Genomic DNA, 24,577 nt, shown 5'->3' on the forward strand with positions numbered 1-24,577 from the left:
CTGCCGCGGCCCTGCGCGTAACTCATTTCAGGAGCTCCAAATTATGGTGAAGTCGTTATTGGCTGTTGTGCTCGGTGGTGCTGTGGGCTGCTCGCTGCGCTGGCTAATTTCCCTTCGTTTCAATGCCTTATTCCCAAATCTGCCTCCGGGCACACTTATGGTGAATCTGGTTGGCGGGTTTATCATCGGTGCCGCATTGGCGTTCTTTGTCCGTAATCCGCATATTGACCCCTTCTGGAAATTGCTGATCGTCACCGGTTTATGCGGCGGCTTAACCACCTTCTCTACCTTCTCAGCGGAAATTGTCGGCTTGCTGCAAACTGGTAAATACCTGTGGGCAATGTCGAGCGTGATGGTGCATGTGATTGGCTCACTGCTGATGACCTTCGCCGGTTTTGCCGTGGTCAACTTGCTGGGTTAAAAACCCCGGCGCATCACGGGCTTGAAATAACTCCTAAGAGGTAGATACTGGTCGGTGTTCTGTTTGCGTGACAAGCAGAACCTGTCACCGATTTATCCGGACGATTAGGGAGCCCGTTGATGCAAAGTAACCCCAAATTCCTTAACCTGGTGTTGTTAAACGGTGAACCTGAGCAGAAGTTGCGTGCCGCACAGGCGGCCGGTTTTGAGCAGGTTGAAATCTGGCGGGAAGATGTCGAGGCCAGCACACCAGAGCTGGCCAAACAGTTAAATCTTGGCTTTACCAATCTGCAGGTGCTGCGCGACTTTACCGGTACGCCGGATCGCGAACGTCTGCAGAAGCGCGAAGAACTGCGACAGTTTATTCAGATAGCGCAATCCCTTGGCTGCAATACCATTCAGGCACCCGCAACCACACGTGAAGATTGTGTGCCTGAGCGTATCGATGAAGATCTGCGTTGGATGGCCTCAGAGGCCGCACGCTATAACATGCGCATCATGTACGAACCGATGGCGTGGTGCAGCGTCGATAACACTCTGCCGCTGGCGTGGGAACGCTTGCAGCGGCTGGACCAACCGAATATCGGACTGGTGGTCGATCTGTTCCACATCTGTGCTTTGGGCGGCGATGCCTCGCAGCTGGATGGCATTCCAGCCGATCGTATTTATGAAGTGCAACTGTGCGATATGGCGGAGATGCCACCGCAGGATAAGGGCGCGTTAAGCGATTTTGCGCGTCACCAGCGTTTATTGCCTGGCGACGGCATTATTGAAGTGGAACGCTTTGTCGATAAGCTGAAAAGTGCCAGCTATCGTGGTCCGGTCGGTATTGAAGTGTTTAACGATGGGCTAAAAGCGCAGCCGCCGGAAGTGGCCGCGCAAAAAGCCTGGCGCGCATTGAATCGCTACTGGCCTTAATCCTGCAGACATTGAGCGATAAACGTTACCGCCTGCATCGCACCTTGTGAGGAGATGGTGTGTCCGGTGGCGGCCTCAAAGCGCGCTTCCACCGTCACGCCCGCCGCTTGCAGGCGCTCAACCGCAGATTCGCTCTCGCCGAACGGAATCACGTCATCCACTTTGCCGTGAATCAGCAGGGCCGGGGTCTGCGGGTTGGGTGTTAATGCACCTTCAAAAGACAACCGACCGGAAAACGCCACCACGCCTGCCAGCGGATAACGGCCAGATGCCAGCGCATCCAGCGCCATGATCGAGCCCTGAGAAAAGCCCACCAGAATCACTTTATCCCACGCGCCCGCCATGTCGTGCTGCGCCATCAGTTGCTGCACGGTTTCATCAAACGCTGCCCGCGCTTCACGCACCCGCGCCGGACGGTTTTGTGGAGTAATACCCGTCAGGCTAAACCACTGATAACCCATCGCATGTTCAAAGGGATAGGGCGCGTTCGGCGAGGCAAAAGCCACATCCGGCAGCAGGCTGGCCCAATGCTGGCCGAGCCCTGCCAGATCGTCGCCATTACTGCCCACACCATGTAAAAAAATCACCAACGCTTTTGCCATCGTCCTGCTCCTTAAAGTCCGTAATCCGCCATATCCGGGCCCGCCGGCACAATCCCGTTCGGGTTCAGCGCCTTAATCGAATAGTAGCCCTGTTTGATATGGTCGATATTCACTGTCTGACGCACACCCGAAACTGCCAGCATACTCTTCAGATAGCGATCGAGCAGCGGATAGTCGCGCAGACGGCGCAGGTTGCATTTGAACAGGCCATGATAGGCGACGTCAAAACGTACCAGCGTCACGAACAAACGGATATCGGCTTCGGTGAGGCGCTCGCCCAGCAGGAAAGTGCGGCCATCTTTCAGACGCTGTTCCAGTTCGTCTAACTGGCTGAACACATCATTAAACGCCTGCTGATAGCTCACCTGCGTGGTGGCAAAGCCGGTGCGGTAGACGCCGTTGTTGAGACGTGGATAGATCGATTCGTTGATCGCGTCGATCTCTGTGCGCAGATCCTCCGGATAAAGATCGAGGCTGTTGTCCGCCAGATCGCCAAAACCGCTGTTGAGCATACGCAGGATGTCAGCTGACTCATTGTTCACAATGGTCTGCGTTTTCTTATCCCACAGCACCGGCACGGTCGCGCGGCCGGTGAAGTCAGCATCAGCGCGGGTATAAATCTCGTGGATGTACTCGGCTTTGTTGAGCCAGTCACGGTCGGATCCCGGATAGTCACCGAAGTGCCAGCCCTGCGCACCCAGTTGCGGCTCTACCACTGATACGCTGATCACTTTCTCCAGTCCTTTCAGACTGCGTGCCACCAGCGTGCGTGAAGCCCACGGGCAGATTAGCGCGACATACAGATGATAGCGATCCGGCTCGGCGGCAAACTCGCTGGAGCCGTCTGCGGTGATCCAGTGGCGAAAACTGGACGTTTGACGGACAAATCCGCCCTGTTTATCGGTGGCTTGAACCGGGTGCCACTCTGCGCTCCACTTACCGTTGACCAACATATGCTCGACTCCTCTCTGGTGATGGAGTGAGCATACCGCGCTGCTGGTTAGGTGATAATCCGGGCAAAATGGCTTTCATTACTTCCAAATTGGAAGGAATCAGCCGGGAGGATGCTGCTGGAAATGATCGGCGAGGAAATCGATCAGTAAGCGGGTCTTCTGCGCCAGATGGCGAGCGGGCGGATAGAGTGCAAACAAGCCCATCGGCGGCGTGGCGAAATTATCGAGCAACGAGACGATATCCCCGCGCTGCAACGCGGGTGCGGCGATAAAACCGGGCAGACGTGCGATGCCCAATCCGGCGATGGCGGCTTGTAAACAGGCTTCTGTGTTGGAGAAACACAGGCGACCGCGAATCGGCATGGAAACGCTGTCTCCGCACGGCGTGACAAACGGCCAGTGCCACGGATCGCGGAAATTGGTGTCGCTAATACATTGATGCGTCGCCAGGTCGCGCCAGTGTTGCGGCGTGTTGTGCTGCAGAAGATAGCCCGGCGAAGCGGCTACGCGAATCGGTACGTCGCCCAGACGACGTGCGATCAGGCTGCTGTCATCCAGCTTGCCGATGCGAATTGCCATATCGAAGCCTTCATCGACGATGTTCACCGCGCGATCCGAGAAGTTAACGTCCAGCTCAATCAGCGGATAGTGACGGGCAAATGCTACTAATACGCTGGCGAGCACCGCCGTACCAAAGGTGCCGGGTGCGCTGATTTTTAAGCGGCCGGTCGGCGTGGTGGCATTTTCGCGTACCGTGGCATCGAGCGTGTCGAAGGCATCCAGCAGGGTTTTTACCCGTTCGTAATAGGCGCGGCCTACTTCAGTGGCTGACAATGCTCGCGTGCTGCGCTTAAACAACTGCACGCCAAGTTCCTGCTCCAGCCGTGAAACCAGCTTGGACGCCTGACCGCTGCTGGTGCCCAGTCGCTCCGCCGCCCCGGCAAAACTGCCCACTTCCAGCACCGCAACGAACATGCGGTCACAATCAAGACGATCCATGGCGGTTCCTGCTCAGCGGAAAAGGTGAGTATACACATTCGTTATCAAAGCACGGTAAATCGTGCCGCTATCAATGATTGCTAAATGCGACAATATGTCGCACAATCTCATCTATTGCACGTCTGGCAATGACGTATCAATGGAACCCCCTCACAACAACGTATCGGGTGACGACAACAAGAGGTTTAAATATGGCAACCAGCGTCCGCTTAGACGATGATTTTGTTGAAGATGTGAAAACACATGCAGAAGCTATGAGCCGCAGCGTGCCAAAACAGATTGAACATTGGGCGAAGATTGGTCGCATCGCAGAGGATAATCCCGATCTGACCTTCTCATTCATCAACGAAATCTTACTGGCTAAAGCAGAAATGGATAACGGCAAGGTCAAAAAATATGTGCGCAGAAAAGACCGGACAGGAAGTTGAGATTTATCAGACCCGCCGTTTTGAGAAGGCTTTTAACCGCCTGACAGAACTGGATCAGGATGGCGTTGATCAAGAGATTGACCGCATTATTGCCAACCCAGAGATTGGTGAACGCAAAAAGGGCGACCTGAGCTATCTCTGGGTGCACAAGTTTTACCTGAGCAAGCAGCAATATCTATTGGGTTACAGTTGGGTCGATCAGAGACTGGAAATCTATCTTCTGAGCCTCGGTACGCACGAAAATTACTATGACGACCAGAAGCAACATCGTAAAAACGACCTGAAACTCATCGGCTAACAGAGTCGCTTCCCTAAGCAGTGGAAGCGTACTTTCCAATCCAAACTCCCCTCGGCGGGATTCATGCCAATAGATGGCCGATGCACATTCAGTGCGCCCCCTCTTTTCCCCCGCAACAAAACCTGTTGAACTAGCTGTTCGCCTTAAGCTGGCCGGGAGCCATGCATGTCTTTGCTTCACCTGTCATCGCTGGCGGAGATTTCCGCCCTCGAATGGGATGCGCTGTTACCTGACGATCAACCGTTTTTACGCCATGCCTTTCTGCTCACGCTGGAAGAGAGTGGCAGCGTGCGGCCGGAAAACGGCTGGCAGCCGGATCACCTGCTGTGGCGCGAAAATGGCGTGCTGAGCGCCGCGCTGCCGGGCTATCGCAAACGCAATTCGCAAGGTGAATACGTCTTTGATCACGCGTGGGCTGATGCCTGTCACCGCGCCGGCATTCCATACTATCCAAAATGGCTGGGGGCGATTCCGTTCAGCCCGGTTACTGGTGCGCGTTTATTGGGTGAGCAAGCCGCCATCAACCAGCTGCTCGCAGCGTTGCCCGATGAACTGCTGCAACACGGCCTGAGCGGCGCGCACATCAATTTCACCACGCCATTCGCCAACGATGTGATGGAGCAGCAACCTGACTGGCTGGCGCGTCTCGGCATCCAGTATCACTGGCACAACAAAGGCTATCGCGATTTTCAGGATTTCCTCGACACGCTGATGTCGCGCAAGCGTAAACAGCTGCGCAAAGAGCGCGAGCAGGTGGCGAGCAGCGGCTTTGAGTTCAACTGGTATCGCGGTGATGAACTGCAAGAAGATCAGTGGGATTTTGTCTATACCTGTTACGCCAACACTTATGCGGTGCGCGGGCAGCGGCCCTATCTCACGCGGCAGTTCTTCAGCCTGCTGGCCGAACGCATGCCGCGATCCATTCGCGTGGTGATCGCCACGCTGCAGGGGCATCCGGCGGCCATGGCGTTCTATTTGGTGGATGGCAATTCGCTGTATGGGCGTTACTGGGGCTGTCTGGCGGAGTTCGATCGCCTGCACTTTGAAAGCTGTTTCTATCAGGGCATGGATTTTGCCATTGCGGAAGGATTGCAGCGTTTTGATGCGGGAGCGCAGGGCGAGCATAAACTGGTGCGCGGCTTCGAACCGCAGATCACTCACTCGTGGCACTACTTGTGCCATCCGGGATTGCGCGAAGCCGTAGAAGAATATTTAGTGCAGGAGCGGGCAGGGATTCGCGCCTATGCCATTGAAGCGCGCGAAGCCCTGCCGTATCGACGCGGCGATTAATCCTCGCCGACAAAACCACCGGTCTGATGCTGCCACAGGCGCGCGTAGAGTCCATTATGCGCCAGCAGTTCGCGGTGGTTACCCATCTCAACAATCTCGCCTTTGTCCAGCACCACCAGTCGATCCATTTTAGCGATAGTAGAAAGACGGTGCGCGATGGCAATTACCGTTTTGCCCTGCATCAAGGTCTCCAGACTTTCCTGAATCGCCGCTTCGACTTCGGAATCCAGCGCGGAGGTGGCCTCATCCATGATCAGAATCGGTGCATCTTTCAGTAGCACGCGGGCGATGGCGATACGTTGACGCTGACCGCCTGACAATTTCACCCCGCGCTCACCAACATGCGCATCCAGCCCGGTACGCCCTTGCGGATCGGACAGCAGCGGAATGAACTCATCGGCGCGGGCGCGGATAATCGCCGCCTGCAGCTCGTCTTCAGTGGCGTTCGGGCGTCCGTACAGCAGGTTTTCACGAATCGAACGGTGCAGCAGCGAAGTATCCTGAGTGATCATGCCAATCTGGCTGCGCAGGCTCTCCTGCGTCACTTCGGCGATGTTGTGATCGTCAATCAGGATGCGCCCACCGTTGATGTCGTAAAGACGCAGCAGCAGATTCACCATTGTCGATTTACCCGCGCCGGATGGCCCAATCAGACCGATTTTCTCGCCCGGTTTGATATTCAGGTTGAGACGGTTGATTACCTGGCGGCTGCCGCCGTAATCAAAGCGAACATCTTCGAAGCGGATCTGACCTTGCGTCACCTTCAGGTTTTTCGCCTGCGGCTCATCCTGCACGCTGAGCGGCTGCGCGATGGTGTTCAAGCCATCCTGCACCATGCCGATGTTTTCAAAGATGCCGTTCACTACCCACATGATCCAGCCGGACATGTTCACTAAACGGATCACCAGACCGGTGGCTAAGGCAATCGCACCGACGCTGATCAGCGACTGGCTCCACAGCCACAGTGCCAGGCCAGAAGTGCTGACAATCAGCAGACCATTCAGCGTCGACAGCGTGATGTCCATGGTGGTGACCATGCGGCTGGCGTGCTGGGTTTTGTCGGTCTGTTCCTGAATCGCCTCACGCGCGTAGCGTTTTTCCAGATCGTTGTGCGCGAACAGTTTGATGGTGGCGATATTGGTGTAGCCATCGACGATGGTGCCCATCAGCTTGGAGCGCGCCTCGGAAGAGACCACCGAACGCTGCTTCACGCGCGGCACAAAGAAGCTCAGCGATACGCTATACGCGACAATCCAGATGATCAGCGGAATCATCAAACGCCAGTCGGCTTCGGCGAACAGTACCAGTGAGGTGACGGCGTAAATCACCACATGCCAGATGGCGTCCACCAGCTGAACCGCAGAATCGCGCAGGGAGTTGCCGGTCTGCATAATGCGCTGAGCGATGCGCCCGGCGAAATCGTTCTGGAAGAAGTTCAGGCTCTGACGCAGCACGTAGTTATGATGCTGCCAACGGATCATGCTGGTCATGCTCGGGTTAATGCTTTGATGCACCAGCATATCGTGCGCGGCGATGACAATTGGCCGCAGAATCAGCGCAACAAATCCCATCCACAGCAGCACCTGCCAGTTGTCGGTAAACAGCGTGGCGGGCGTTGAGTGATTGACCAGATCGATGATGCGACTGAGATAGCTGAACAGTGCCACCTCAATCAGTGCCTGGGCCAGTCCGACGATCAAAAGCGCGACAAAACTCGGCCACACCTGACGCAGATAGTAGAGGTAAAACGGCCAGACGCTGGAGGGTGGAGAATCGGTTGGTGCATCCTGGAAAATATTGATAAAACGTTCAAAACGACGATACAACATAAAGTCACTCTTTCCGTTTGGTGAGAGTTAACAGCTTAGTGCAAGTGAAAGGGATTACTGACATGGATCTGATCATTCGCGGTCGCGAACCAACCGATGCTGCCGCTTATCAACGCCTCTACAGCCACCCTGAGGTCTATCGCTGGACCACGCAGCTGCCGTTTCCCAGCGTACAAACCTGGCAGAAAAAATTTGAGAACATGGACGCGGCAGGCTATATCGGCTTTGTGGCGGAGATTGACGGGCAAATGGTGGGCGAGTTGACGTTGTTCGTTGAACAGCGCCCACGTACACGTCATAGCATCAGTTTCGGTATCAGCGTCGATCCGGCGTTTGGCGGGCGGGGTATTGGCGAGAAACTGATTCGTAACGCTATCGACTATGCGTTTAATTGGCTCGGCGTGGTGCGCATTGAGCTGGAAGCGTTCCATGACAATGCGCGTGCGTTGCGTTTGTATCAGCGCCTCGGTTTTGAGCAAGAGGGCATCAAGCGTAAAGCCTGTCTGCGTGAAGGCGAGTATCACGACATCGTGGTGATGGCGAAACTGCGGGAGTGAGCTTTGTGCCGTTTATGGGCAGGTGCGCATAAATGCGTCATTACGTCTTGTGCGGTGTTTTGCCAGGTGCGCATAAATGCGCACCCTACGGTGTAGGGTCGCCATTTATGGCGACCGTGAACACCTTACTGACTCTTCTCCACATACTTCTGCATATTCTCTTTGGTCACCAGCTCAAACGGGATCCACACATGTGAATCCACTTTCTCGCCTTTGATCAGCTTCTGCGCCACATCCACCGATGTTTTGCCCTGACCGATCGCGTCCTGGAACACGGTGACCTGCATCTTGTCCTGCGCCATGGCTTTCAGGCCATCCGGCGTGGCATCAATACCACCCACCAGAATCTTCTTGTTGCTCTTAGCCAGTGCCATCGCGGCACCAATCGCCATTTCATCATTGTTGGCCGCGACGATATCAATCGCTTCGCCGTTGCCGATCCAGTTGAGCATCAGATCCATGCCTTCATTACGCGCATAATTCGCGGGCTGCTTCTGTACCACCTTCATGCCCGGATATTTCGCGACGACCTGCTCGACATCTTTGGTGCGTTGCAGTGCGCCCGCGTCGGTGAGGTTACCGATCATGATCGCCACATTGCCTTTGTAGTTGGCCATTTTCGCCAGCGCTTCCATCTGCAGCGTGCCAGATTCGCGTTCATCAGAACCGACGAACACCACTCCCGCAGGCAGAGTCTTATCCCCCGGCGTGCGATTCACATACACCAGCGGAATCTTCGCCTGCTGCGCCAGCTTGGTCAGCTGTGGCGTGCTGGCAGAATCCACCGGATCGACAATGATGGCGTCAACGCCTGCTCCGATAAAACTCTGCACCTGATCGGTCTGACGGCCAACATCACCGCGTGCATCCTCAAACTGCGCATCAAGCCCACGCGCTTTGGCTTCTTTATCAATCGACTGGCGAATAATGGTTAAAAAGTTCTGATCGAAATACGCCATCGATACGCCGATTTTCTCAGCCAAAGCCGAGGCAGAACTGGACAGCAGGCCAAGCAACAGTATCGCCTTGAGGGTTTTCATCGCGGACTCCAGGGTAAGCTTGTTATTAGAATGAATGTTTCAATGATAATAAAAATGGATCATTGAAATCATTTTCAGACTACGAGGCGGCTTTCGCGCTGACAATCGGCATGATTGGATTTTGCAGTGAAGCGCACACTTTGCTCGCGGGTGCATGATGCTCAGCAGCCTCATTTGACGAGCCGGTGCATAGTGCTTTGCGGCTTCATATGGCGAGCGGGCGGAAGATGATTTGCAGCCTCATAGTGATGTTGCGAAGCTTTTTCTCAGAGCTGGCGCACATTCCGGTGCAAAAGCATCGGCTTATTTAAGGTTCTGTGCAGCGCCGCACCCTGCTTTGTGGCAGATGCCAAAACCAGCGCAAATTAACCGCGCGGATTCCTCCATCCGCACAATGACCAGCATGTATCTGGCTCTCTATAGTGGCTAAACAGTGAAATTAAAGCGGTATTCCTGCACATCATCGCTTCGGGGCAGGATGCTCCTCCATCAAGGGGTTCAGCCATGTTACAAAGCAAAAACCGCAATCAGAACAGTCATGTGCGTATCTGGATCCTCTGTCTGATCCTGTTCCTGTCCGTCGTGGCCTATGCCGACCGTTCGATCCTGTCGATCTCAGGATCGGCGATCAAAGATGAGTTCGGCCTGTCGGCGATCCAGTTGGGTCTGATCCTTTCGGCGTTTAGCTGGGCCTATGTGATCGGCCAGATCCCCGGTGGGATTTTCCTCGACCGTTTCGGCACCAAAAAAGTCTATGGCGTGACGCTGGCGCTGTGGTCGGTTTCCACCATTTTGATGGGATTTATCGGCGAGTTTTCCAGCGGCATGACCATGGCGCTGACGCTGATGTTTGTGCTGCGCTTTGCACTTGGGCTGATTGAAGCGCCGAGTTTTCCGGCCCACGCCCGTACCGTGATCATGTGGTTTCCCGGCGCTGAACGTGGCCGGGCATCGTCACTGTTTGCCTCGGCGCAGTACTTTGCAGTCGCCATCTTCTCGCCGCTATCCGGCTGGCTGGTGTCGCGCTTCGGCTGGGAGTGGCCGTTTTTTGTGCTGGGTGGCATTGGCGTGCTGGCGGTGTTCGTATGGAGCTGGTATATGCGCAGTCCCAAACAACATCCGCATGTGTCAGCTGCAGAGTTGAAATACATTGAAGAGGGCGGCGCGCTGGTGGATATCGACTCGGCGCAAACCCTCAAAGCACGTCAACCGCTCAGCAAAGCGATGTTCAAAACCCTGCTCAGCAATCGCATGTTGTGGTGCGCCTATATCGGGCAATACTGCATCATCGCACTTAGCTACTTCTTCATCACCTGGTTCCCGATCTATCTGGTGCAGGCTCGCGGCATGAACATCATGGAAGCGGGCTTTGCCACCATCGCCCCGGCGCTGTTTGGCTTTGTCGGCGGTATCAGCGGCGGTTACATCTCTGACAAGTTACTGGCCAGCGGCTGGAGCCTGTCGTGGGCGCGCAAAACGCCGTATATCGTCGGGATGTTGATGGCGGCCTCACTGATTCTGGCCGCGGTGATCCCGACCAATGCCGGCATTATCGCCATTATGTCGTTTGCCTTCTTTGGCAAAGGCGTGGCGGCGGGCGCAGGGACCTGGACCATTGTCAGCGATACCGCACCGAAAGAGGCCGTAGGTCTGGCGGGCGCGATCTTCAATGGTATTGGCAATATGGCCGGATTTATCACACCACTGCTGTTCGGCATCATCGTCGGTTTGACCGGCAGCTATAGCATTGGATTGGTGTTCGTTGGCGCGCACTGCATCGTCGCGGCGCTGCTGTTCCTGCTGGTAATGGGGCCGATTGAACGTGTCGGCAACGAGCAGGATTCGTCTGCAACATCCTACGAAACTCAGGGGAAACATGATGGGATCAAAGCTGTTTAACGTATTGCTAAAAGGGCCGCTGTTGCCGCCGCGACTGCAGGATAATCTGGATGCGCACTTCACCACCTCGCGTTTATGGCAGCAGGAGGATCAGGCCGCCTGGCTGGCCGAGCACGGTGCCAGCATCGATGCGCTGGTGACCAGCGGTAATGCCTTAATGGGGGCGAATGCGGAGCTACTGGCGCAGTTGCCCAACCTGAAAGTGATTTGCAGTAACGGTGTGGGCTATGACGCGATAGACATTGCCGCCGCCGAAGCGCGTGGCATCGTGGTGACCAATACGCCGGGAGTACTGAACAGCTGCGTAGCCGATACCGGCATGGCGCTGCTGCTGGACGTGGCGCGCCGTATCAGCGCATCGGATCGTTATGTGCGCGCTGGTGAGTGGCAAGCGAAAGGCCGCTACCCGCTGACCACCAAAGTGGGCGGTAAAGTGTGCGGGATTGTCGGGCTTGGCGGCATCGGGAAAGAGCTGGCAAAACGCGCACAGGCATTTGATATGGATGTGCATTTCTTTAATCCACGATCGCGCCCGGATGTGCCCTATACGCGCCACGATTCGCTGTTGTCACTGGCAAAGCAGGCTGATTTTCTGGTGCTGACCATACCGGGCGGAGCCGCCACGCATCATCTGGTGAATGCTGAGGTGTTGCGTGCGCTGGGGCCGAAAGGCTTTTTAATCAACATTGCGCGTGGCAGCGTGGTGGATGAGCAGGCGTTGATTGCGGCGCTCCAAGCCGGTGAGATTGCAGGTGCCGGTTTGGATGTGTTCGAGCATGAACCGGCGGTGCCTGCCGAATTGCTGAAGCGTGATGATGTGGTGATCACCCCGCATCTTGCCAGCAGCACCCATGAAACCATGGCGGCGATGGCGGATTTGGTGTTTGAAAACCTGCTGGCGTTTTCGCAGGGTGAAGCGGTGTTAACGCGGGTGGTGTAGCTTCTTTACGGGCAATCGTAGCGGCTGCTTAATGCTAAGACGCTCACAGTTCTCATGATGTTTTCCTTAATTTCAAAATAATTTTGTAATCCAGCTGGAACATTCTTTATAATGTTAAATATTGCACTTGGTTGCTGTGCGTTTTGGAAGTAACTTGCCTGCCTGATTTATTTTCAGGCAGGGAAGCAGATGAAGGGTGCAATTAGACATTTTCGGGATGATTGGCTTGAGCAGTTTTTTATTTATGCCTTACCGCACAGGTGTCTCCCCAAAACCATTGAATCCGCGCTCGCGCGTAAACTCGATATCATCAATGCCGCTAAAACGCATCATGATCTGCGATCGCCGCCTGGAAATTGTTTTGAAGCCCTGAAGCCCCCTTTGCTGGGTTATTACTCCATCCGCGTTAATGAGCAATATCGACTCATATTTCGCTGGATGAATGGCGAGGCTAGCGATCTTTATCTCGATCCGCACCGTTACAAAAATCACCGATAACCACTGCACGTGGACGAAAATTACCAGCAAAGAGAACCAAAAATGAATCAGGCAAAACGTAAACCCACCAGTGTTGGTGATGTGCTGCAATACGAGTTCCTCGAACCCCTTCACCTCAAAGTGAATGACCTGGCTGAAATGCTGAATGTGCACAGAAACACCGCCAGCGCGATGGTCAATAACAATCGCAAACTGACGACCGAGATGGCATACCGTTTAGCGGCCGTTTTTGATACTTCCGTTGATTTTTGGCTCAACCTGCAGCGTTATCAGGACCAATGGGAGGTTGAAAACGATGCCCGCATGCAAGAAGAATTAAGTCGTGTCACGCCTTTGAGCACTTTTATGGCACAGCGCGGTATTCAGGTTGCCTAATTAGTTCCAGCCATTATGTGATGCATCGTTCCGCTACAAATGTGCACAGATAGGCGTAGCGCTACGAATTTATTGCACTCATCCAAATCACTTCCCCCTTCACAGATCGCACAAATCACTCCTGAAGATTATTTGCTCAGCTGCCGATACCTCTCCTTACCATCCACTGATATTAAGGAGAGATATCGTGATAAAGCTGATTACCGTTGACGAACTGCGTCAGGGAATGTTCATCCACAAACTGGAGGTTTGGTGGCTCAAGGACAAACGCATTCGCAACCAAATGCTGATCACTGATAAACGCCAGATCTCCATGATCCGCAACGAAGGGATCCAGCAGATCTGGATCGACATTGATAAGTCGGTGCAGGCACCTGCCAAACCTGCGCCGAAAAAAGCCATTCCGCAAACGTCGTTTTTCAAAGAGCTGGATCAGGCGCAAACCATCTTCAATCAGGGCAAGCCGCAGGTGCTGGCGATGTTCAACGAAGCCCGTATGGGGCAGGGGCTGGACCTCGACTATACAATGGACCTGGTGGACGAAATTGCCGGGTCGATTACCCGTGAACCCACTGCACTGCTTAGCGTGGCGCGGCTGAAAAATCACGACGATTACACCTATTTGCACTCGATGGCGGTGTGCGGCTTGATGATCTCGCTAGGCAAAAAAATGGGGCTCGATGAGCACCAGCAGCGGCGCGTGGGCATGGGCGGTTTGCTGCATGATGTGGGGAAATCGGCGGTGCCGCTGGAAATCCTCAACAAACCCGGCAAGCTCACCGACGAGGAGTTCACCATCATGCGCGAGCACCCGATTGTTGGTGCGCAGATGTTGATGGAGGCCGATGCAGGAGAAGACCTGCTGGATATTGCACTGCATCACCACGAAAAAGTCGACGGCAGCGGTTATCCCCACAAGTTAAAAGGGGAGGAAATCTCATTGTTTGCGCGCATGGCCGCGGTGTGCGATGTCTATGATGCCGTGACCTCTACTCGCCCCTATCGCAAAGGCTGGACGCCCGCCGAAGCCATGCACAACATGCTGAGCTGGCGCGGTCACTTCGACAACACGCTGTTGCACGCCTTCGTGCGCACCATCGGCATTTATCCGGTGGGATCGCTGGTAAGACTGGCATCCGGGCGCGTGGCGCTGGTGGTGCAGGCCGGTGAAAAATCATTACTGAAACCCAAAGTGCATGTGTTTTGGTCGCTACACGCCCAGCGTGAACTGAAGCCGGAAGAGCTGGATCTGGGTGATTCATTCTGCACTGACAGCATTACCGGTGCCGAGGACAGTGGCCTGTGGCAGAACGTCGACCTTAATCGCATCTGGGCACTGGAAACCGCCTAATTCGACAGCATTTTTATACTTTCTTTACGCCGGATTCCCGCCTTTTTACCCCTTCTTTATACCGCGCCGCGCATGCTTGCAGCACTACCAAATCCTCTGGAGGTTGCTGTGAGCGTGGGCGTGATTGCCGGCATCGTGCTGGTCTTTATACTGTTGGGCTACCTGATTTATGCCCTGCTTAATGCGGAGGCATTCTGATGGCTGCGAATGCGTTTTTACTGATTGCGGGTTATCTGCTGGTGTTGATGGTGCTGGCACAACCGCTGGGGCGTTTTCTTGCGGTGCTGGTGGCCGACAAACCACTGCTGCCGCGCACGGAGCGGGTGCTGTGGCGGCTGGCCGGTGCTGATGGCGAGGCAATGCGCTGGCCGCACTACTTGCTGGCGATTCTGCTGTTCAACGCGCTCGGTTTTATCTTGCTGCTGTCGATTTTAATGCTGCAGGGATCGCTGCCGCTCAACCCACAACACTTGCCAAATCTGAGCTGGGATCTGGCGCTCAACACTGCCGTCAGCTTTGTTACCAACACCAACTGGCAGGCGTATGCGGGCGAAAGCACGGTGAGCTATTTCAGCCAGATGGCCGGTCTCACGGTGCAGAACTTCCTGTCGGCGGCGACCGGTATTGCGGTGGCCTTTGCGCTGATCCGCGGTTTTGCCAATCGCTCGCTGGCGACGCTCGGCAACGCCTGGCGCGACCTGACGCGCATCACGGTGTATGTCCTGTTACCAATCAGCCTGCTGATCGCGCTGTTCTTTGTTTATCAGGGCAGCATCCAGACCTTTGAGCCTTATCACGCACTCACCACGCTGGAGGGGGCGCGACAGACGCTGCCGCTCGGTCCGGTGGCTTCGCAGGAAGCGATAAAAATGCTCGGCACCAACGGTGGGGGCTTCTTTAACGTTAACTCCGCCCACCCGTTTGAGAACCCGACTGCGCTGACCAACTTTGTGCAGATGCTGAGTATCTTCCTGATCCCGGCCGCGCTGTGCTTCACCTTTGGTCAGCATCTGGGCGACCGTCGTCAGGGCCACATGCTGCTGTGGGCGATGACCATCATGTTTGTGCTGGCGGTCGTCACCGTCATGTGGGCAGAACTGCGCGGTAATCCGCACTTCCTGACGCTCGGTGCAGACAGCGCCATCAATATGGAAGGCAAAGAGACGCGCTTTGGCATTCTCAACTCCAGCCTGTTTGCTGTGATCACCACGGCGGCCTCCTGCGGTGCAGTGAATGCCATGCATGACTCCTTTACTGCACTGGGCGGCATGGTGCCGATGTGGCTGATGCAGCTGGGTGAAGTGGTGTTCGGCGGCGTCGGTGCTGGGTTGTACGGCATGCTGCTGTTCGTGCTGCTCGGGGTGTTTATCGCTGGCCTGATGATTGGTCGCACACCAGAGTACATGGGTAAAAAAATCGACGTGTGGGAGATGAAAATGACCGCACTGGCGATTCTGGTGACGCCCACCCTGGTGTTGCTGGGCACCGCGCTGGCGATGATGACCGATGCAGGGCGCGCCGGTATGGCGAATCCTGGCATCCACGGCTTTAGCGAAGTGCTGTATGCCGTCTCGTCGGCAGCCAATAACAACGGCAGTGCTTTTGCCGGTTTGAGCGCCAACACCCCGTTCTGGAACCTGTTGCTGGCCTTCTGCATGTTGGTGGGACGCTTCGGCATCATCATTCCGGTGATGGCGATTGCCGGTTCGCTGGCGGCGAAGAAGATCCAGCCGGTGGGCAACGGTACGTTACCGACCCACGGTCCACTGTTTATCGCGCTGCTGATTGGCACTGTATTGCTGGTGGGGGCACTGACCTTTATCCCCGCGCTGGCACTCGGCCCGGTGGCGGAACATCTGCAATTAATTCAGGGATAACGGAATCATGAGTCGTCAACAACTGGCGCTGTTTGATGCAGCGCTGACGAAAACCGCCGTGCTGGATGCAGTGAAGAAACTCGATCCGCGCGTGCAGTTTCGCAACCCGGTGATGTTCCTGGTGTGGCTGGGTAGCGTGCTGACCTCGCTGCTGGCCATCGGTATGCTCACCGGTCATCTGAGCGGCAACGCCGGATTTACGGCGGGTGTCGCGATCTGGCTGTGGTTCACGGTGTTGTTTGCCAACTTCGCTGAAGCGCTGGCGGAAGGACGCAGCAAGGCGCAGGCCAACAGCCTAAAAGGCATCAGCAAAACCAGCGATGCGAAAAAGCTGGCTGAACCGCGCTACGGCGCGCAGTGGAAACCGGTAGCGGCGGACACCTTGCGTAAAGGCGACGTGGTGCTGGTGGAAGCGGGTGACATCATCCCCTGTGACGGCGAAGTGCTGGAAGGCGGCGCTTCAGTGGATGAGAGTGCGATTACCGGCGAATCGGCTCCGGTGATCCGCGAGTCCGGCGGCGATTTTTCGTCGGTGACGGGCGGTACGCGCATTCTCTCTGACTGGCTGGTGATCCAGTGCAGCGTCAATCCGGGCGAAACCTTCCTCGATCGCATGATCGCCATGGTCGAGGGCGCTAAACGTCGCAAAACGCCGAACGAAATCGCGCTGACCATTCTGCTGGTGTCGCTGACTATCGTGTTCCTGCTGGCGACGGCAACCCTGTGGCCGTTCTCTGCTTACGGCGGGACGCCAGTGAGCGTGACGGTGCTGGTGGCGCTGCTGGTATGTCTGATTCCGACCACCATCGGCGGCTTGTTGTCGGCGATTGGCGTGGCGGGGATGAGCCGCATGCTCGGGGCGAACGTCATCGCCACTAGCGGTCGTGCGGTGGAAGCGGCGGGTGATGTTGATGTGCTGATGCTGGATAAGACCGGCACCATCACGCTGGGTAACCGTCAGGCGACGCAGTTTATGCCTGCGCCTGGCGTCACCGAGCAGCAGTTGGCGGATGCGGCACAGCTGGCCTCGCTGGCGGATGAAACCCCGGAAGGGCGCAGCATCGTGGTGCTGGCAAAGCAGAAATTTAACCTGCGCGAACGCGATCTCAGCAGCATGGGCGCGAGTTTTATTCCGTTCTCGGCGCAAACGCGCATGAGCGGCGTCAACGTGCAGGATCGTCTGATTCGTAAAGGGGCAGTTGACGCGGTTCGCCGCCATATCGAAGCCAACAACGGTCGTTTCCCGGCGGAAGTCAACGCCAGCGTCGAAGAAGTGGCGCGTGCCGGGGGTACGCCGCTGGTGGTGGCCGAAGGTGCACAGGTACTCGGCGTGGTGGCGCTGAAAGATATCGTCAAAGGCGGCATCAAAGAGCGTTTTGCCGAGCTGCGCAAAATGGGTATCAAGACGGTGATGATCACCGGCGACAACCCGTTGACGGCAGCCGCGATTGCCGCTGAAGCGGGCGTGGATGATTTCCTTTCGGAAGCGACACCGGAAGCCAAGCTGGCATTGATTCGTCAGTATCAGGCGGAAGGGCGATTGGTGGCAATGACCGGCGACGGCACCAACGACGCCCCTGCACTGGCGCAAGCGGATGTGGCAGTGGCGATGAACTCGGGCACGCAGGCGGCGAAAGAAGCCGGGAACATGGTCGATCTCGACTCCAACCCGACCAAACTGCTGGAAGTGGTGCACATCGGTAAACAGATGCTGATGACGCGCGGTTCGCTGACCACCTTCAGTATTGCCAACGACGTGGCGAAGTACTTTGCCATCATCCCGGCAGCGTTTGCGGCCACCTATCCGCAGCTCAATATGCTGAACGTGATGCATCTGCACTCACCAAACTCAGCGATTCTGTCGGCGGTGATATTCAACGCGCTGGTGATTGTGTTCCTGATCCCGCTGGCGCTGAAAGGCGTGAGCTACCGCCCGATGAGTGCCGCCGCACTGCTGCGTCGCAACCTGTGGGTTTACGGTGTCGGCGGATTAGTGGTGCCGTTTATTGGTATTAAAGCCATCGACCTGCTGCTGACGCTGTTTGGTCTGGTTTAAGGAGAAGAGAAATGAGTCAGTTACGTCCGGCTATTGTATTGTTAATACTGCTGACGCTGTTAACCGGCGCGGTCTATCCGCTGCTGACCACCGGTCTGGCGCAGAGGTGGTTCCCGTCGCAGGCTAATGGTTCGTTGCTTGAGCAGGATGGCGTGGAGCGCGGTTCTGATCTGATTGGCCAGGTGTTTACTCAGCCCGGCCATTTTTGGGGCCGTCCATCGGCAACCGGCGATACACCTTACAACGCATTGGCCTCCAGCGGCAGCAACCTGGCGGCGAGCAATCCGGCACTGGATAAAGCGGTGGCCGAGCGCGTGGCTGCACTGCGCACCGCCAATCCACAGGCCCCAACTGCGGTGCCAGTTGAGCTGGTCACGGCATCGGCGAGCGGGCTTGATCCGGATATTTCACCGGAAGCGGCACTGTGGCAGGCACCGCGTATCGCCGCGGCACGCAATATGGCGCTGAAAGATGTGGAAGCGCTGATTGCGCGCAATACCGAGCGTCCGCTGCTGCCGTTTATCGGCGAAGAGACCGTGAACGTGCTGCGACTGAATATGGCGCTGGATGCGCTGCAGGGATAATTGATCGATAGCGCGATTTATCGCGCTTTTCACGACGGATAACTGATGAACGACGAAATCACCCGCCCCGATCCCGATGCGCTGTTGCTGAATCACAGCGACAGCCATCGCGGTAAGCTGAAAATCTACTTCGGCGCCTGTGCGGGCGTGGGGAAAACCTTTGCCATGCTGCAGGAGGCACAACGCTTACGCGCGCAGGGCCTTGATGTGCTGGCGGGCGTGGTGGAAACCCACGGACGTGAAGAAACGGCGGCGCTGCTCAACGGCCTGGCGGTATTGCCGCGCCGCGCCACCGGGCGTTCACGTCACGCGGAATTCGACCTCGATGCAGCACTAGCACGCCATCCGGCGGTGATCCTGATGGATGAACTGGCACACACCAACGTGCAGGGTTCGCGCCATCCCAAACGCTGGCAGGACATCGAAGAGCTGCTGGAAGCGGGCATCGACGTGATCACCACCGTCAACGTGCAGCATCTGGAAAGCCTCAACGATGTGGTCGGCGGCGTGACCGGCATTCAGGTGCGCGAAACCGTGCCCGATCCATTCTTTGATAGCGCCGATGAGGTGGTGCTGGTGGATCTGCCGCCGGACGATCTGCGTCAGCGTTTGAAAGAGGGCAAAGTCTACGTCGGCGATCGCGCTGAGCGCGCGATTGAAAACTTCTTCCGTAAAGGCAACCTGTTTGCCCTGCGCGAACTGGCGCTGCGCCGCACCGCGGATCGCGTGGATGACCAGATGCGTGCCTGGCGCGATCAGCAAGGCCGCGACAAAGTCTGGCATACGCGTGACGCCATTTTACTCTGCATCGGCGACGACACCGGCAGTGAAAAACTGGTACGCACCGCGGCGCGTTTAGCCGCGCGCCTCGGCAGCGAATGGCACGCGGTGTACGTAGAAACGCCGCGTCTCAACCGCCTGCCGGAAGCGCGTCGTCGTGCCATTTTACGCACGCTGCAACTGGCGCAAGAGCTGGGTGCGGAAACCGCCACTTTGTCCGATCCCGATGAAGCCCGCGCCGTGCTGCGTTATGCGCGCGAGCACAATCTCGGCAAAATCGTCACCGGTCGTCAACCGCAGCGGCGCTGGCGGCGCGACAGCTTTGCCCAACGGTTAGGGCAACTGGGTCCGGATCTCGATCTTCTGGTGGTGGCGCTGGATGAACCGGTACGCGATGCGCCGCATCCGCTGACCGGCCAGCGTGTCACCAGTGAGAAATGGCGGCTGCACTTGCGCGGCTGCCTGATGGCGATTGCGCTGTGCATTCTGGTCACCCTTGTCGGCCGCTGGCTGCTGGTGGAGTTTGACCCGGCCAACGGCGTGATGATCTATTTACTGGCGGTGGTACTGGTGGCGCTGCGTTACGGACGCTGGCCGTCGGTGTTCGCCACGGTGATCAACATCCTCGCCTTTGACCTGTTTTTCGTTGCCCCTACCGGCACGGTGGCGGTGTCAGATTTGCAGTATCTGGTGACCTTCGCGGTGATGCTGGCGGTGGGGGTGATCGTCGGGAATCTGACGGCGGGCGTGCGTTATCAGGCTAAAGTGGCGCGTTACCGCGAACAGCGCGCTCGGCATCTGTATGAGATGGCAAAATCCCTCGGCAGCGCGCTCACGCCGCAGGATATTGCCGCCACCAGCCAGCGAGTGATTGATGTCACCTTGCAGGCGCGCAGCCAACTGCTGCTGCCGGATGAGCAGGGCGAGTTACAGGCGGTGGGTGACAGCACGGTTGGCACGCCACCGGATCTTGGCATCGCCAAATGGAGTTATAGCAAAGCGCAACCGGCCGGTGCGGGCACGGATACGCTGCCTGCGGTGCCATACCAAATTCTGCCCTTAAAGAGCGGCAATCACTGTCGTGGGCTATTGGTAGTGGAGCCGGAAAACCTGCGCCAGCTGATGATCCCTGAACAGCAGCGACTGGTCGAAACCTTCACGGTGCTGATCGCCAATGCGCTGGAACGCATGGCGTTGTCGCAAAGTGAAGCCGCTTCAAGATTAGCGGCGGAACGTGAGCAGTTGCGTAATGCGCTATTATCCGCGCTGTCGCATGACCTGCGCACGCCGCTGACGGTGCTGTTTGGTCAGGCCGAAATGTTGATGCTGGATCTGGCAGGTGATAACTCAAAATATGTCGGCCAGGCGAACCAGATTCGGGAACAGACCTTAAGCACCATTCGGCTGGTGAGCAACATGCTGGATATGGCGCGCATTCAGTCTGGCGGGCTTAACCTGCGCGAAGAGTGGGTGGCGCTGGATGAAGTGGTTGGCGGGGCGCTGAGCAGTATGGGGCCGTCGTTAAAAGGGCATGATTTCGCGCTGGATCTGCCGACGGAGCTGGTGCTGATCAAAGGCGATAGCGCGATGCTCGAGCGCGTGTTTACCAACCTGATTGAAAACAGCCTGAAATATGCCGGTAACGCCGCGCAGCACGGCATTCGCGCCTGGCGTGACAAAGAGCGGCTGGAGATTGCCGTCTGGGACAACGGCCCAGGGATTGCCGAGGAGAACATGACACGCATTTTCGACAAGTTTGCGCGCGGGGATAAGGAGTCGGCAGTGCCGGGCGTTGGCCTCGGTTTGGCGATCAGCAAAACCATTATTGAATCCCATCGCGGGCGCATCTGGGCAGAAAACCGACCGCAAGGCGGCGCGGAGTTTCGCTTGTCGCTGCCTCTGCCCGCTGCGCCTGAAATTTCTGAAGAAGCGCTGAAATAACTTCACACAAGTTCGGTTATACTCGGCCACTTGTTTGTTGATTAATGGGAAATTATGGAACGTTTTATCGAGAACCTGATGTATTCATCGCGCTGGTTGCTGGCACCGGTTTACATTGGACTTTCGCTGGGGCTGCTGGCGCTGACCGTTAAATTTTTCCAGGAAATTTTTCACCTGTTGCCCAACATTCTCAGCATTGCTGAGAACGATCTGATTCTGCTACTGCTGTCGCTGGTGGACATGACGCTGGTCGGCGGATTGCTGGTGATGGTGATGCTCTCTGGCTATGAGAACTTTGTTTCTAAGCTGGATATTGATGAGAACAAAGAGAAACTGAGCTGGCTGGGCAAGATGGATTCCGGCTCGCTGAAGAACAAAGTCGCGGCCTCGATTGTCGCGATTTCATCGATCCACTTGCTGCGCATCTTTATGGACGCGCGCAATGTCGATGACAGCAAGCTGATGTGGTACGTGATTATCCACCTGACCTTTGTGCTGTCAGCCTTTGTGATGGGCTGGCTGGATAATATGTCGAAGGTGGAGAAGAAGTAATGTCGTTTTCCAGGTGCGCATGAATGCGCACCCTACGAAAAATCCACATAATCCCGATAATCTGCACCCTACGAAAATCCGCATCATTCCCCGTAGGGGCGCCATTCATGGCGCCCTGGTCAAACACCGCAATGATATTGCACCCTGGCTAATCACCGCACCGGCTGCGTGCCCGCCAGTTTCGGCATCACTTCCCTGATCATCGCGAAAAAATGCCGCATACGAGCGGGATAATAACTGGCCCACGGATAGGTCAGCCACACCGGCAACGGCGGGGCTTGCCACTCGGGCACCAGCTGAATTAACTCTCCTTTCGCCAAATCCTCCTGCACCACCCACGACGACACAATTGCTGCCCCCATGCCGGCCAATACCGCTTTGCGGATGGCGTACAAACTGTCGCTGGCGAGGCGCGGGGCAATCGGCAGGTTCACCGGTTGGTTATCACTCAAACGTTGTAACGCGAGTTCATTACGGTAAAAGCTGGTTAATGCCAGCCAGGGTAATTCGGTGAGCTGGCTAACATCCTCAATCGCCTTATGCTGTGCCAGCAGTGAAGGGGCGGCAACCACAAAGCGTGGCACTTCTGCCAGCAGAATCGCCACCAGCGAGGGATCATTCACTGCACCCACCTGAATCGCGCAGTCGACGTTTTCACTGATGAAGTCGGGTGTGCGGTCATTGAGCATCCACTCCACCGTCAGACGCGGATAGCGCTGTAAATAGGCCACCAGGGGATCGATGAGCTGGTCCTGGCCAAAAGCATGCGGCGCGCGCACGCGCAGTGTGCCAATCGGATCGTCATTAGAACCGGTTAGCTCATCTTCCAGCGCGTGCCAGGTGGCCAGTAACTGCCGCGCCTGCGCATAGCAACGCTCGCCATCGTCGGTGAGTTTGAGTGCATGGGTGGTGCGCAGAATCAGTTTCAGCCCTAACCGCTGTTCCAGCGCCTGCAGGCGGCGGCTGATGGTAGGCTGCGTGGTACCGAGCTGGGCAGCGGCGGCTGACAGCGATCCACTTTCGACAATGCGAATAAAGGTCTGCATCAGTTCAATGCGGTCAATACTGGTTGGATTGCTCATACGCACCGTGCATAACAGTTCTGTGTTTGACCAGTCTACCGCGTATGGCAAGGACGCGCTTTAATAAGCGCACTTTCACGGGGGAATTCACTATGTCAGCCATATCGCAATCTACTGCATTGCCAGCTGAAAAACTGCCAGCGCCGCTGGTGTTTACGCTCGCCGCAGGTGCCGGGCTTAGCGTGGCATCGATTTACTACAGCCAGCCGATGCTGGATATCATCAGCAAACAATTTAACGTCGGGATTGGTAGCGTCGGCATGGTGCCCATGCTGACGCAAGCCGGATATGCGCTGGGCATCCTGCTGTTGGCGCCGCTCGGCGATCGTCACGACCGCCGCACCATTATCCTGATTAAAGGCCTGATGCTGGTCGCCGCGCTGCTGCTGTGTGGCTTCTCTGGCGGCATCAACGCATTACTGATCGCCAGCTTTGTCACCGGCTTAACCGCGACAGTAGCGCAGGACATCGTGCCCGCTTCGGCGGCGCTAGCGCCGGAGCGCAGTCGAGGTAAAACCGTTGGTACGGTGATGACCGGCTTGCTGGTCGGTATTCTGCTGTCACGCGTGGTGAGCGGCGTGGTGGCGGAGTATCTGGGCTGGCGCACCATGTACATGGTGGCGGCGGTGGCCGTGCTGTTGATTAGCCTCGCGCTGTGGCGTGTGTTGCCGCGCTTCAAACCGGGCACCTCTGTCAGCTATCCGCGTCTGCTGCTGTCGCTGGCGCACCTGTGGCAACACCACCAGACGCTGCGCCGTGCTGCGCTGGCACAGGGTTTGCTGTCAGTCGCTTTCAGCGCCTTCTGGTCGACGCTGGCGCTAATGCTGAGTGAGCGCTTCCATTTTGACAGTGCCGTCGCGGGTGCATTTGGTCTGGCAGGTGCAGCGGGTGCGCTGGCCGCACCGCTAGCGGGAAGCGTGGCGGACCGCATTGGTCCAGCGCGCGTGACTCAGTATGGTGCTTCGCTGGTGATGGTCTCCTTTGCGCTGATGTTCCTGCTGCCACTCTTGCCGGTTCCAGCTCAAATCGGCCTGATTATCATCAGTACCATTGGTTTCGATTTGGGTGTGCAGGCCACGCTGGTGGCGCATCAGACGCTGGTGTACAGCCTCGCACCGGAAGCACGTAGCCGACTGAATGCGCTGATGTTTACCGTGGTGTTTATTGGCATGGCAACCGGTGCGGCGCTCGGCAGTCTGGCGTTGGCCCACTTTGGCTGGAGCGGTGTGGTAGCACTTTCCACACTTGCCGCTGCGCTTGCACTGATGATCCGTCTGGCGAGCCGCCATCTGAAAAACTGATCGAGTA

General features: G+C 56.6%; 24 protein-coding genes. 18 read left to right on the forward strand and 6 right to left on the reverse strand.

The window, feature by feature from the left end:
- Nucleotides 1–43 precede the first annotated feature (43 nt).
- Both crcB and LBW88_RS22350 read left to right on the forward strand, forming a co-directional pair.
- Nucleotides 44–421: a fluoride efflux transporter CrcB gene (gene crcB, locus LBW88_RS22345; RefSeq protein ID WP_100701912.1), complete on the forward strand. Its 378-nt coding sequence runs from the start codon at nt 44–46 to the stop codon at nt 419–421.
- A 119-nt stretch (nt 422–540) separates the two neighbouring features.
- The gene (locus tag LBW88_RS22350) at nt 541–1,338 is read left to right on the forward strand and encodes a sugar phosphate isomerase/epimerase family protein (protein WP_224934292.1); all 798 of its coding nucleotides are present in this window, start codon (nt 541–543) and stop codon (nt 1,336–1,338) included.
- On the opposite strand, the gene LBW88_RS22355 is transcribed toward LBW88_RS22350, so the two are convergent.
- From LBW88_RS22355 to LBW88_RS22365, 3 genes are all read right to left on the reverse strand, one after another.
- The gene (locus LBW88_RS22355; RefSeq protein ID WP_224934293.1) at nt 1,335–1,940 is read right to left on the reverse strand and encodes an alpha/beta hydrolase; all 606 of its coding nucleotides are present in this window, start codon (nt 1,938–1,940) and stop codon (nt 1,335–1,337) included. The two genes, LBW88_RS22350 and LBW88_RS22355, sit on opposite strands and share 4 nt — an antisense overlap.
- A gap of 11 nt (nt 1,941–1,951) precedes the next feature.
- Nucleotides 1,952–2,893 carry a glutathione S-transferase family protein gene (locus LBW88_RS22360; RefSeq protein ID WP_224934294.1) on the reverse strand — a complete coding sequence of 314 codons (942 nt, stop codon included), beginning with the start codon at nt 2,891–2,893 and terminating at the stop codon, nt 1,952–1,954.
- A 99-nt stretch (nt 2,894–2,992) separates the two neighbouring features.
- Nucleotides 2,993–3,892 carry a LysR family transcriptional regulator gene (locus tag LBW88_RS22365; RefSeq protein ID WP_224934295.1) on the reverse strand — a complete coding sequence of 300 codons (900 nt, stop codon included), beginning with the start codon at nt 3,890–3,892 and terminating at the stop codon, nt 2,993–2,995.
- A gap of 191 nt (nt 3,893–4,083) precedes the next feature.
- Here LBW88_RS22365 and LBW88_RS22370 point away from each other — a divergent pair, with 191 nt between their 5' ends.
- The 3 genes from LBW88_RS22370 (at nt 4,084) to LBW88_RS22380 (ending at nt 5,908) form a co-directional block, all read left to right on the forward strand.
- Nucleotides 4,084–4,320, forward strand: a complete 237-nt coding sequence (locus LBW88_RS22370; RefSeq protein ID WP_034819879.1) for a ParD-like family protein — start codon at nt 4,084–4,086, stop codon at nt 4,318–4,320.
- Nucleotides 4,289–4,618: a type II toxin-antitoxin system RelE/ParE family toxin gene (locus LBW88_RS22375; protein WP_224934296.1), complete on the forward strand. Its 330-nt coding sequence runs from the start codon at nt 4,289–4,291 to the stop codon at nt 4,616–4,618. The genes LBW88_RS22370 and LBW88_RS22375 overlap by 32 nt, the downstream gene beginning before the upstream one ends.
- A gap of 165 nt (nt 4,619–4,783) precedes the next feature.
- On the forward strand, nt 4,784–5,908 hold the full coding sequence (locus tag LBW88_RS22380) for a GNAT family N-acetyltransferase (RefSeq protein ID WP_224934297.1): 1,125 nt from the start codon (nt 4,784–4,786) through the stop codon (nt 5,906–5,908).
- On the opposite strand, the gene LBW88_RS22385 is transcribed toward LBW88_RS22380, so the two are convergent.
- Entirely contained in the window at nt 5,905–7,737 is a 1,833-nt protein-coding gene (locus LBW88_RS22385; RefSeq protein ID WP_224934298.1) for an ABC transporter ATP-binding protein, read from the reverse strand. The two genes, LBW88_RS22380 and LBW88_RS22385, sit on opposite strands and share 4 nt — an antisense overlap.
- A 62-nt stretch (nt 7,738–7,799) precedes the next feature.
- On the opposite strand from LBW88_RS22385, the gene LBW88_RS22390 reads away from it, so the two are divergent.
- Nucleotides 7,800–8,294: a GNAT family N-acetyltransferase gene (locus LBW88_RS22390; RefSeq protein ID WP_224934299.1), complete on the forward strand. Its 495-nt coding sequence runs from the start codon at nt 7,800–7,802 to the stop codon at nt 8,292–8,294.
- A 125-nt stretch (nt 8,295–8,419) separates the two neighbouring features.
- Here the strand turns inward: LBW88_RS22390 and LBW88_RS22395 are convergent, their stop codons facing one another.
- Complete coding sequence (locus LBW88_RS22395; protein WP_224934300.1) at nt 8,420–9,334, reverse strand: sugar ABC transporter substrate-binding protein; 915 nt, start codon at nt 9,332–9,334, stop codon at nt 8,420–8,422.
- A gap of 504 nt (nt 9,335–9,838) precedes the next feature.
- On the opposite strand from LBW88_RS22395, the gene LBW88_RS22400 reads away from it, so the two are divergent.
- The 11 genes from LBW88_RS22400 (at nt 9,839) to LBW88_RS22450 (ending at nt 22,187) form a co-directional block, all read left to right on the forward strand.
- Nucleotides 9,839–11,233: an MFS transporter gene (locus LBW88_RS22400; protein WP_224934301.1), complete on the forward strand. Its 1,395-nt coding sequence runs from the start codon at nt 9,839–9,841 to the stop codon at nt 11,231–11,233.
- A complete protein-coding gene (locus tag LBW88_RS22405) occupies nt 11,214–12,173 on the forward strand; it encodes a 2-hydroxyacid dehydrogenase (protein ID WP_414004109.1) in 960 nt (319 codons plus the stop codon). Before LBW88_RS22400 ends, LBW88_RS22405 begins: the two co-directional genes overlap by 20 nt.
- A gap of 189 nt (nt 12,174–12,362) precedes the next feature.
- Nucleotides 12,363–12,671: a type II toxin-antitoxin system RelE/ParE family toxin gene (locus LBW88_RS22410; protein ID WP_182056595.1), complete on the forward strand. Its 309-nt coding sequence runs from the start codon at nt 12,363–12,365 to the stop codon at nt 12,669–12,671.
- Between the two features lie 42 nt (nt 12,672–12,713).
- Nucleotides 12,714–13,046 carry a HigA family addiction module antitoxin gene (locus tag LBW88_RS22415; RefSeq protein WP_224934437.1) on the forward strand — a complete coding sequence of 111 codons (333 nt, stop codon included), beginning with the start codon at nt 12,714–12,716 and terminating at the stop codon, nt 13,044–13,046.
- 187 nt (nt 13,047–13,233) lie between these two features.
- Nucleotides 13,234–14,397 carry an HD-GYP domain-containing protein gene (locus tag LBW88_RS22420; protein ID WP_224934303.1) on the forward strand — a complete coding sequence of 388 codons (1,164 nt, stop codon included), beginning with the start codon at nt 13,234–13,236 and terminating at the stop codon, nt 14,395–14,397.
- A 108-nt stretch (nt 14,398–14,505) separates the two neighbouring features.
- Nucleotides 14,506–14,595, forward strand: coding sequence for a K(+)-transporting ATPase subunit F (gene kdpF / locus LBW88_RS22425; RefSeq protein ID WP_100701897.1), 90 nt, complete (start codon nt 14,506–14,508; stop codon nt 14,593–14,595).
- Complete coding sequence (kdpA, locus tag LBW88_RS22430; RefSeq protein WP_224934304.1) at nt 14,595–16,274, forward strand: potassium-transporting ATPase subunit KdpA; 1,680 nt, start codon at nt 14,595–14,597, stop codon at nt 16,272–16,274. Before kdpF ends, kdpA begins: the two co-directional genes overlap by 1 nt.
- 7 nt (nt 16,275–16,281) lie before the next feature.
- On the forward strand, nt 16,282–18,330 hold the full coding sequence (gene kdpB / locus LBW88_RS22435; protein ID WP_224934305.1) for a potassium-transporting ATPase subunit KdpB: 2,049 nt from the start codon (nt 16,282–16,284) through the stop codon (nt 18,328–18,330).
- 11 nt (nt 18,331–18,341) lie between these two features.
- Entirely contained in the window at nt 18,342–18,914 is a 573-nt protein-coding gene (kdpC, locus tag LBW88_RS22440) for a potassium-transporting ATPase subunit KdpC (protein ID WP_224934306.1), read from the forward strand.
- A gap of 45 nt (nt 18,915–18,959) precedes the next feature.
- Nucleotides 18,960–21,635 (forward strand): two-component system sensor histidine kinase KdpD, encoded by a 2,676-nt coding sequence (kdpD, locus tag LBW88_RS22445; protein ID WP_224934307.1) that lies wholly within the window; start codon nt 18,960–18,962, stop codon nt 21,633–21,635.
- 54 nt (nt 21,636–21,689) lie between these two features.
- A complete protein-coding gene (locus tag LBW88_RS22450) occupies nt 21,690–22,187 on the forward strand; it encodes a TIGR00645 family protein (RefSeq protein ID WP_034819827.1) in 498 nt (165 codons plus the stop codon).
- Between the two features lie 152 nt (nt 22,188–22,339).
- On the opposite strand, the gene LBW88_RS22455 is transcribed toward LBW88_RS22450, so the two are convergent.
- Complete coding sequence (locus tag LBW88_RS22455) at nt 22,340–23,269, reverse strand: LysR family transcriptional regulator (RefSeq protein ID WP_224934308.1); 930 nt, start codon at nt 23,267–23,269, stop codon at nt 22,340–22,342.
- A 92-nt stretch (nt 23,270–23,361) separates the two neighbouring features.
- Between LBW88_RS22455 and LBW88_RS22460 the strand changes: the two genes are divergently transcribed.
- Nucleotides 23,362–24,570 (forward strand): MFS transporter, encoded by a 1,209-nt coding sequence (locus LBW88_RS22460; protein WP_224934309.1) that lies wholly within the window; start codon nt 23,362–23,364, stop codon nt 24,568–24,570.
- The last annotated feature ends 7 nt before the right edge of the window (nt 24,571–24,577 follow it).

It is taken from the genome of Pantoea sp. alder81 (assembly GCF_020179835.1).
In the GTDB taxonomy this organism is placed as follows: Bacteria; Pseudomonadota; Gammaproteobacteria; order Enterobacterales; family Enterobacteriaceae; genus Pantoea.